Annotated in this window: 11 protein-coding genes; 5 read left to right on the forward strand and 6 right to left on the reverse strand. The window is 71.1% G+C overall.

The genetic code is table 11. The features are described 5' to 3' along the window. The first annotated feature begins 46 nt into the window (after positions 1 to 46). Positions 47 to 1,012: an ABC transporter substrate-binding protein gene (locus tag L7D48_RS22815; protein ID WP_237881964.1), complete on the forward strand. Its 966-nt coding sequence runs from the start codon at positions 47 to 49 to the stop codon at positions 1,010 to 1,012. A gap of 169 nt (positions 1,013 to 1,181) precedes the next feature. Here L7D48_RS22815 and L7D48_RS22820 read toward each other — a convergent pair whose 3' ends face one another. Then, positions 1,182 to 1,418, reverse strand: a complete 237-nt coding sequence (locus tag L7D48_RS22820; RefSeq protein ID WP_206349208.1) for a GntR family transcriptional regulator — start codon at positions 1,416 to 1,418, stop codon at positions 1,182 to 1,184. Between the two features lie 165 nt (positions 1,419 to 1,583). Between L7D48_RS22820 and L7D48_RS22825 the strand changes: the two genes are divergently transcribed. Both L7D48_RS22825 and L7D48_RS22830 read left to right on the forward strand, forming a co-directional pair. Further along, complete coding sequence (locus L7D48_RS22825) at positions 1,584 to 1,952, forward strand: hypothetical protein (RefSeq protein WP_237881966.1); 369 nt, start codon at positions 1,584 to 1,586, stop codon at positions 1,950 to 1,952. Beyond that, positions 1,949 to 2,431 carry a hypothetical protein gene (locus L7D48_RS22830; RefSeq protein ID WP_237881968.1) on the forward strand — a complete coding sequence of 161 codons (483 nt, stop codon included), beginning with the start codon at positions 1,949 to 1,951 and terminating at the stop codon, positions 2,429 to 2,431. The genes L7D48_RS22825 and L7D48_RS22830 overlap by 4 nt, the downstream gene beginning before the upstream one ends. Positions 2,432 to 2,626: 195 nt before the next feature. On the opposite strand, the gene L7D48_RS22835 is transcribed toward L7D48_RS22830, so the two are convergent. Next, the gene (locus L7D48_RS22835) at positions 2,627 to 3,820 is read right to left on the reverse strand and encodes an MFS transporter (RefSeq protein WP_237881970.1); all 1,194 of its coding nucleotides are present in this window, start codon (positions 3,818 to 3,820) and stop codon (positions 2,627 to 2,629) included. 107 nt (positions 3,821 to 3,927) lie between these two features. Then, positions 3,928 to 4,524: a TetR/AcrR family transcriptional regulator gene (locus L7D48_RS22840; protein WP_237881972.1), complete on the reverse strand. Its 597-nt coding sequence runs from the start codon at positions 4,522 to 4,524 to the stop codon at positions 3,928 to 3,930. A 71-nt stretch (positions 4,525 to 4,595) separates the two neighbouring features. On the opposite strand from L7D48_RS22840, the gene L7D48_RS22845 reads away from it, so the two are divergent. Both L7D48_RS22845 and L7D48_RS22850 read left to right on the forward strand, forming a co-directional pair. Further along, positions 4,596 to 5,036 (forward strand): AAA family ATPase, encoded by a 441-nt coding sequence (locus L7D48_RS22845; RefSeq protein ID WP_237881973.1) that lies wholly within the window; start codon positions 4,596 to 4,598, stop codon positions 5,034 to 5,036. A gap of 235 nt (positions 5,037 to 5,271) precedes the next feature. Then, entirely contained in the window at positions 5,272 to 5,895 is a 624-nt protein-coding gene (locus tag L7D48_RS22850; RefSeq protein ID WP_237881975.1) for a hypothetical protein, read from the forward strand. Between the two features lie 28 nt (positions 5,896 to 5,923). Here the strand turns inward: L7D48_RS22850 and L7D48_RS22855 are convergent, their stop codons facing one another. The 3 genes from L7D48_RS22855 to L7D48_RS22865 all read right to left on the reverse strand — a co-directional run bounded on the left by L7D48_RS22855 (position 5,924) and on the right by L7D48_RS22865 (position 7,589). Continuing rightward, a complete protein-coding gene (locus L7D48_RS22855) occupies positions 5,924 to 6,352 on the reverse strand; it encodes a VOC family protein (RefSeq protein WP_237881977.1) in 429 nt (142 codons plus the stop codon). A gap of 131 nt (positions 6,353 to 6,483) precedes the next feature. After that, positions 6,484 to 6,897, reverse strand: a complete 414-nt coding sequence (locus L7D48_RS22860) for a hypothetical protein (RefSeq protein ID WP_237881980.1) — start codon at positions 6,895 to 6,897, stop codon at positions 6,484 to 6,486. An 89-nt stretch (positions 6,898 to 6,986) separates the two neighbouring features. Continuing rightward, positions 6,987 to 7,589, reverse strand: coding sequence for a Uma2 family endonuclease (locus tag L7D48_RS22865; protein WP_237881982.1), 603 nt, complete (start codon positions 7,587 to 7,589; stop codon positions 6,987 to 6,989). Positions 7,590 to 7,734 lie beyond the last annotated feature (145 nt).

The following is a 7,734-nucleotide window of genomic DNA, read 5'->3' on the forward strand; positions in this document are numbered from 1 at the left end:
CCCCCCCCACATACGCAAGTACGCACCACGGAAAGAGAGACCCGGCATGAACACCGGCAGGAACAGCAGACGCATACGCACCACCCTGGCCGCCGGATCGGCCGTCCTCGGCATGGTCGCGCTCAGCGCCTGCGGCGCCGCCGACACCTCCGCCTCCTCCGGCGGCGGCGACACCGTCACCATCGCCGTCCCTTCCTGGGTCGGCGCCGAGGCCAACGCGGCCGTCGCCAAGCACATCCTGGAGGAGGAGCTGGGCGTCAAGGCCAAGCTCCAGCAGATGGACGAGCCGGTCGCCTGGGATGCGCTCGACAGCGGCAAGGTCGACGCGATCCTGGAGGACTGGGGCGGCGTCCCCAAGAAGGAGAAGCGCTACGTCGAGGAGCGCAAGACGGTCGTCGAGGCCGGCGACCTCGGCGTCACCGGCCACATCGGCTGGTTCGTGCCCAAGTACTTCGCGGACGAGAACCCCGACGTCACCGACTGGAAGAACCTCAACAAGTACGCCGACGAACTCAAGACCACCGAGAGCGGCGGCAAGGGCCAGCTCCTGGAGGGCTCGCCGTCGTACACCACCCACGACGACGCGATCATCAAGAACCTCGACCTGGACCTGAAGACGGTCTACGCGGGCAGCGAGGCCGCCCAGATCACCCAGATCAAGAAGTACGTCAAGGAGAAGAAGCCCTTCCTGACGTACTGGTGGACCCCGCAGTGGCTGAACGCCGAGATCGACTTCGTCGAGGTGAAGCTGCCCGAGCACACCGAGGGCTGCGACGCCGACCCGGAGAAGGTCGCCTGCGCCTACCCCGAGACCCCGCTGCAGAAGTACCTCAACGCCGACTTCGCCGAGGACGGCGGCGACGCCGCGCAGTTCCTGAAGAACTTCAACTGGTCGACCGAGCAGCAGAACCAGGTCGCCAAGTGGATCGCCGGCGACGGCATGTCCTCGGAGGACGCGGCGGCCAAGTGGGTCAAGGAGAACAAGTCCACCTGGGAGAAGTGGCTCCCGTAAGGAGCCGGCCGCCCCGCAAGGGGCAGCCCCCACGGCCACGGGCCCGGAACGCGAGGTGCGTTCCGGGCCCGCCGTTCTGTCTGCGGGGAGTATCCGCCGACGGCCCCCGGGCGTTGGCCGTCAGGTTTGGAACGAGCTTCGGTGTCCGTCGCTCTCCCCGCCCGTTCGCTCAATCCCTGTCGGCGACGAACGAGCCCATGCCCGGCCTCGTGGTGATCAAGCCCTCCTCGCGTAGGGCCGCCGTCGCTTTCCGGACCGTGACCCGTGCGACTCCGAACTCCGCTTCGAGCCGGACTTCGGAGATGAGGTGGCGGGGCGGGTACTCGCCGCTGCGGATGCGCCTTCGCACCACATCGGCGATCTGCTCCCACTTCGGCTGGGTCGGGTCGAACTCGAACTCGGTCACTCGCCGAGGGTACGTATCGGCATACACCAGGACATAGAAGCTGACAGCTATAGCTATGAGTAGACAGGGGCATACAGGCCTCCTAAGCTCGGCTACGCAGAGAACCCCCGCGACCGCTGGAACCGGTCCGGGGGCGTGGCCACCAACTACACAGGAGTTGATGACGTGCGCGACCTTATCGCGCGTGCCCTCGGACGGGCACGCCGTCCCGTCCTCGTGCTGCTGCTCGCCCGGCTGCTTCCGGCCAGCGGCCGACACCGCAGAACCCCCACCCCCACCCCTGTCCCGGCGCCCCTGCACCGGACGGGCTCCGCTCGGATCCCGGCTCCGCGCTCGCCGTACAGTCGCGAGCAGGCCCGGCCGCTGGACGGGGCGGACTCGGCGCTGGTGCGGCCGTACTGGGCGGCCCACGAACGGGCGGCCCACGAGCAGGCAGCGCGGCGGCGACGGAGGCGGGTGCTGTGGCTGGCGACCATGGGGCTGGACCTGGACACCCGGAACATCCACGCGGCGGCCGGGGGTGCCCGGTGGTGAACGAGACGGAGTACCGCTCCCCGTCCTGCGTGATCGGCCGGCACGGGCACTGCGCCGACGGCGAACCGCGCGACAGCGGTGTCCCCGGCGTCCGCCACCTGGTGTGCGCCTGCCCGTGCCACCCCGCGCCCGGGGCGCCAGAGCCCGCCGCCGCGCCGACTCCCGGCGCCGGGCGCTGGTACCGGCTGTGCTGGACCGTACGGCCGGAGCAGGACCCGTACCGGCTCCTGCCGCGCGTGCTCCACGGCGTACTGCTCGGGCAGGACGTGCCCGCGATACTGCGCGGGATGCGCGGCTGCCTGGCCCCGCCGGTCTTCCACGACCCGGCCCGCGTCCGGGCCGAGGCGGACACCGGATGCGGCTGGAGGTACGAGACCGCCGCCCTCACCATCCACGCCCGCCGTATCGCCGAACCGGCCGAACCCGCCGACCGCGCGGCCCTGTTCGGCTGCCCGGACCGGAGGGGGTGCCGCGGGTGATGTCCCACCGCACGCGTCGCGGGCGCCTGGAGTCGTGCACCTGGACCACCCTCCTGGTGGCCGTCTCCACCGTGGCCGTGGTCCTCCTCGCCCAGGCCGCCCACCGCGGCTGACCCGCACGGCCCGAGTCACGCCCGCCGGGTGGGGAGGGGACGCCCTCCCCACCCGAGGCGGCCCCTCGGCCAGCGGGTCGACTCAGACCCGTTCCGCCCGCTCCTCCCGTTCGCTGGTGCGGGCGGGAGCGGGACCGGGGGCGGGGCGGCGAAGCAGTTCGGGCAGGACGGTGGCGAGGCCGGTCAGTGCCATGGCGGCGCCCAGCCAGAGGGGCGCGCGCAGACCCCAGGTGTCGATGGCGACGGCTCCGAGGGAGGAGCCGAGGATGACGCCGAGGGTGATGAAGGAGGAGTGGACGGTGTTGACCAGCGGACGGGCGTTTCCGGTGCGCTGGACGCGGGTGACCATGGCCGGGTTCATGGTGACGCCCACCAGGCCGATGCCCGTCATGCAGACGACGGCGGGGACGGGCAGGCCCGCGAGGAGCGCGAAGCCGGTGAGGAAGAGGGCGTTGAGCAGCAGGCCCCAGACCAGGACTGGCAGTGCGTGACGGTCGGCGAGGCGGCCGACGACGGTGTTGCCGACGACGGTGGCGGCTCCGTACGCGATCAGGAGGTAGGGGACGGCCGCGGTGGGGAAGCCGGTGACCTCGGTGAGGATGGGGTTGAAGTAGCTGAAGGCGGAGAAGGTGGCGCCGATGACCAGGGTGCTGGTGCTCAGGGCCAGCCACAACCGTGGGTTTCCGAAGACGCGGATCTCCTGGCGGAGGTCGCCTTCGCCCTCCGCGCGGCCCACGCGGGGCACGCCCGCCAGTGTGGCCAGGGCGGCGGCGAGGGTGAGCGCGGAGATGGCCCAGAACGCGGCGCGCCAGCCGAACCGCTCACCGACCAGGGTGGACAGGGGGAGACCGAGCAGGGTTCCGAGCATGAGGCCGTTCATGACCACCGCGATCGCCCGGCCCCGGATCCCGGGACGGGTGAGCTGCGCGCACAGCGAGACGGTGACACCGAAGAAGGCCTGGGAGGCGACGCCGGTGACGATCCGGGCGGCCAGCATGGTGGAGTAGCCGGTCGCGGTGGCGGCCAGTACGTTGCCGGCCAGGAAGACGGCGAACAGCACCATGAGCGCCCTGCGCGGTGGAACCCTCAGCACCGCGACGGTCAGTAAGGGCCCGCCGATCGCCATGGCCGCCGCGAAGGCGGTGATCAGGTAACCGACCTGCGGGACGGTGGCGTCCAGCCCTTCGGCCAGCTGCGGCATCAGCCCGGCGACCGCGAACTCGCTGGTCACCATGGCGAAGATGCCGAGCGCCAGTACGTACACGGCACGTGGCACGGTCCGACTCCTTCGGACAGACGCTCCGGGGAGCGTTATGGATTGGTCAGTTCAAAACTCGGGCATGCGAACGCGCCGGATCGCGGTGATCGCGCCCCTGCCGGGGGTCAGGGTGTCAGGGCGTCCATGACGACCTCGGCGACGGACTCCAGGGCGGCGCGGTCGGCCCCGCCCTGACCGGAGACCCGCATGCCGCCGATCGCGGCGTCGACGAAGCGGGCCAGTGCTTCCGGAGTCCGTGCGGAGGTGATGCTCCCGTCGCGTCGGCCGGCCTCCATCGCGGCTTGGAGGGCGACCAGTCGCCGGGCGGTGTGGCGCTCCAGGATCCCGGCCACCCGGGCGTCGCGGGCTGCCAGTTCGACGGTGGTGTTCACCGTCAGGCACCCCATGCTGCGACCCTCGGTCCGGTACTCCGTCTCGTTCTCGACGATCCTGGCGAGCAGGTCGCGGACGCGGTCGGCCGCAGTTCGCCCGGGGTTCTCCAGAATCGCCACCTGAGCGCTCGTCATGGTGTCGATGTAGCGGGCCAGGGCGCGTTCGAACAGGTCGTGCTTGCTCCTGAACGTGTTGTAGACGCTGCTGCGGCCCAGGCCGGTGGCTTCGCATAGATCCTGCGTGGAGGTGGCCTCGTAGCCCTTCTCCCAGAAGGTGCGCATCGCCGCGTCCAGGGCCCGTTCCTCGTCGAAGGTCCTCGGTCGGGCCATGACGGGACCGTACCAGTTTTGAATCGGTCGGTTCAATATCCCCGGAGCGCGCGCCGCCCACCACTCAGGACGTGTTCGGCGAGGACTCCGGCGGACGGGTGCGCCTGCGGTGGAAGCAGTTCGGCTCCGACACCGTCCTCCCGGCGGAGGCCCTGTCCGACGGCACCCTGCGGTTCATCTGCCTGACCACGCTCCTGCTCCAGCCGCAGCCTCTGGCGCTGCTGGTCCCGGACGAACCGGAACTCGCCCTGCACCCCGCCGCGATCAGAGTCCTGGCGGAATCGCTCCGGACGGCCTCGGTGTGCAGCCAGGTCCTCCTGGCCACCCAGTCCGTCACGCTGCTCGACGAGTTCGCGCTCGACGAACTCGTCGTCGCCGAACGCCTCAACGGCGCGACGGAACTCCGGCGCCCGGACCCGGAAGAACTGGCCGCCTGGCTCGACGACTACTCGCCGGGCGATCTCTGGCTGAAGAACCTCCTGGGCGGACGCCATGCCTTGACGCCTGGCTGAAGCGGCTCGAATCGGATGGCTCCTGAGCGCTGTCCTGGACGAGGGGACGCCCCCGCCGGACCCTGGTGGACCGGAGCGGTACGGCGGCTTGGGCCGGACTCCACCCGGCCCCTACGTTGGGCGGGTTCCTGGAACGGTCGTCCGCCCCGAGGAGAAGGTCCGTGCCTGTGCGACCGTTTACCTGCGGGATCCCCATGCCCGTTCTCATCCGGCCGCCCACGCCAAGGAGTTCACCATGCCGCGCCGTTCCGTCCTGTCCGCGACCGCCCTCGCGGCCGTCCTGCTCACGGCCGGCTGCGGCGGTGGCGAGGGTCCGAACGGTGCGGAGGAGCCCGTCCCTACGGCCGAGGAGTCCGCGAGCGTCTCCGGCCTCGATGCCTCCTCACCGTCCCCGGAGGCGGGTGACCGTGCCGCGGGATCCCCGCAGGACGCGTCCAGGAAGTCGGGGGAGGGCCGGTGGACGGACGCGTCCGCCGCTCCGGCGCTCAAGGACGTACGGGTGAGCGGCCACGACGCGTACGACCGGGTCAGCTTCGAGTTCGCGGACGGGGTGCCGGACTACTTCGCCGAGTACGTGGACACGCTGCGCCACGGCGGGCTGGGCGAGGAGGTCCGCATCGCCGGCGAGCACCGGCTGAAGATCGTCTTCGTCGGAATCACGCCGCGGAGCACCTTCGAGGACCGGGAAGGCACCCCCGTCATCCGCGAAATACGCGACCTGGGGGTCTTCGAGGGAGAGATGGGCGTAGGGATCGGCGTGGACTCCGAAGGCGGCAGCCGGGCGGGGTTCCGGGTGAAGGCGGACGGGAACCGGATCGTCGTCGACATCGCACACAGTCCGGCGAGCCCGCCGGACTGACACCGGCCGGGGGAGTCGAGGAGGGCGGTCAGTCTAGGCAGAACTCGTTGCCCTCGATGTCCTGCATCACGATGCACGAGTCGTGGCCGTCGTACAGGAGCCGTACGCGTACCGCGCCGAGCGGGACCAGCCGCGCGCACTCGGCCTCGAGCGCGGCCAGGCGCTCCTCGCCCACCAGGCCGGTGCCGACCCGCACGTCGAGGTGCACCCGGTTCTTGGCGGCCTTGCCCTCGGGGACGCGCTGGAAGAACAGCCGCGGGCCCGCACCGGAGGGATCGACGCAGGCGAACCACGAATCCCGCTCCTCGGGCGGCAGCGAGCGGCTGTAGTCGTCCCAGGTGGAGAACCTCTCCGGGGGCGGCGGTACGACGTACCCCAGCACCTGGCACCAGAAGCGGGCGAGGCGCTCGGGTTCCGCGCAGTCGAAGGTGATCTGGACCTGTCTGACCGATGCCATCGGCTCACCGTAAGCAAGGGGACGCTGCTGCTCAACCTGTTTCCGGAGCGAGCATGCCGACGGGCCCTGCGAGCCGCTGACGTGTCGTGCGGCGGGAGGGAACGAGATCCCGGGCGTGACAGGGCCCGGCGTCAGGCCCCCTGGAGCCACGCCCGGAGGCGCTCACCGAGCACGACGTCGTGCGGCAGCGACGCCAGTTCGCGGGCGTCCGCCCCCACGCTCCGCCGCCCGAGGTCGTCGGCGACGGAAGCCCAGTAGTCGGCTGCCATTTGCTCATGGGTCCTGCCGCCGAAGGGCTCGTCCGGCCCGACCACCGTCCGGGCCGTCGTCTCGATGTCCTCGGCCAGGAGCCACTGCCGGAGGCCGGCCGCCCCGCCCGTGCCGTCGCCGGACACGGAGGAGCTCCAGCCCCGGTCGGAGAGCAGCGTCACGGTACGGCCGTCTGTGAGTACGGCTTCGAACCGTGCCGACACCGACAGCCGTCGGGCGTCCGGGGCGGTGTCGTCCAACTCCACGTGGGTGGCGAAGCGGGCCACTGTGGTCACGCCGGTCTCCTCCCGTCCCGCCGGCGCCTTCCGGCGCGCTGTTTCCCGGCCGCCGCCGCGGAAGACGCCGCGACACCGGTTCGCTGTGATCACTCCGGGCGGAGGACCGAGGTGTCGATCTCCAGGCCGAACGGTTCGGGGAGCGTGAACCTCTCGCCGAACAGCACCCGGTGCTCCACCCGGTAGCGGCCGGAGCCGTCCGGCTCGGCGAACACCGTCGCGCTTCCCTCCCCGTCCAGCGGGTCCACCAGCAGGTAGAGCGGTACGCGCGACCTGCCGTAACCCTGCGCCTTGTTCTTGCGGTCGCGCAGGACCGTGGACATCGAGGTGATCTCACCGACGAGCAGCACGTCCTCGGCAGGGACCTGCCATTCCCGGGCGTCGCGCAGCACGGCCGACTCGCACACCAGCAGATCGGGGACGTAGCGCTCGCCGGTCGCGGGGAGGGCGACGGTGGTGGTGTTGGTGACGGACCAGCCGCGTTCTCTGGAGTGATGGGCGAGAAGGTGGTGCAGTTCGCTGTAGATCCAGTTGTGGTGGTTCGTGGGTCTCGGAGGGATGAGGACCTCCTCTCCGATGAGCTCGGCTCGCAGGCCCTCAAACAGCCCGGTCTGCTCGATCCGCGCGTAGGTGTGGAGCATGTCGTACGGTCCCCGGTCGGGCAGCGGCGCCGTCATCACGAGACCTCCCATGGTGGGCCCCCTCTCTGTGGCTGTGCACGTTCGTGCGGACTGCCTGCCTCACGGGGGACGCCACCATCATGCGCCAGGCGAGGGCGCCGGCGCCGGAACCCGTCCCCCGCCGGGGCGGCGATCCGGCGGGGGACGGGACACGGGT

This window comes from Streptomyces sp. ICN903 (genome assembly GCF_022015835.1).
Taxonomy (GTDB): Bacteria; Actinomycetota; Actinomycetes; order Streptomycetales; family Streptomycetaceae; genus Streptomyces; species Streptomyces fenghuangensis.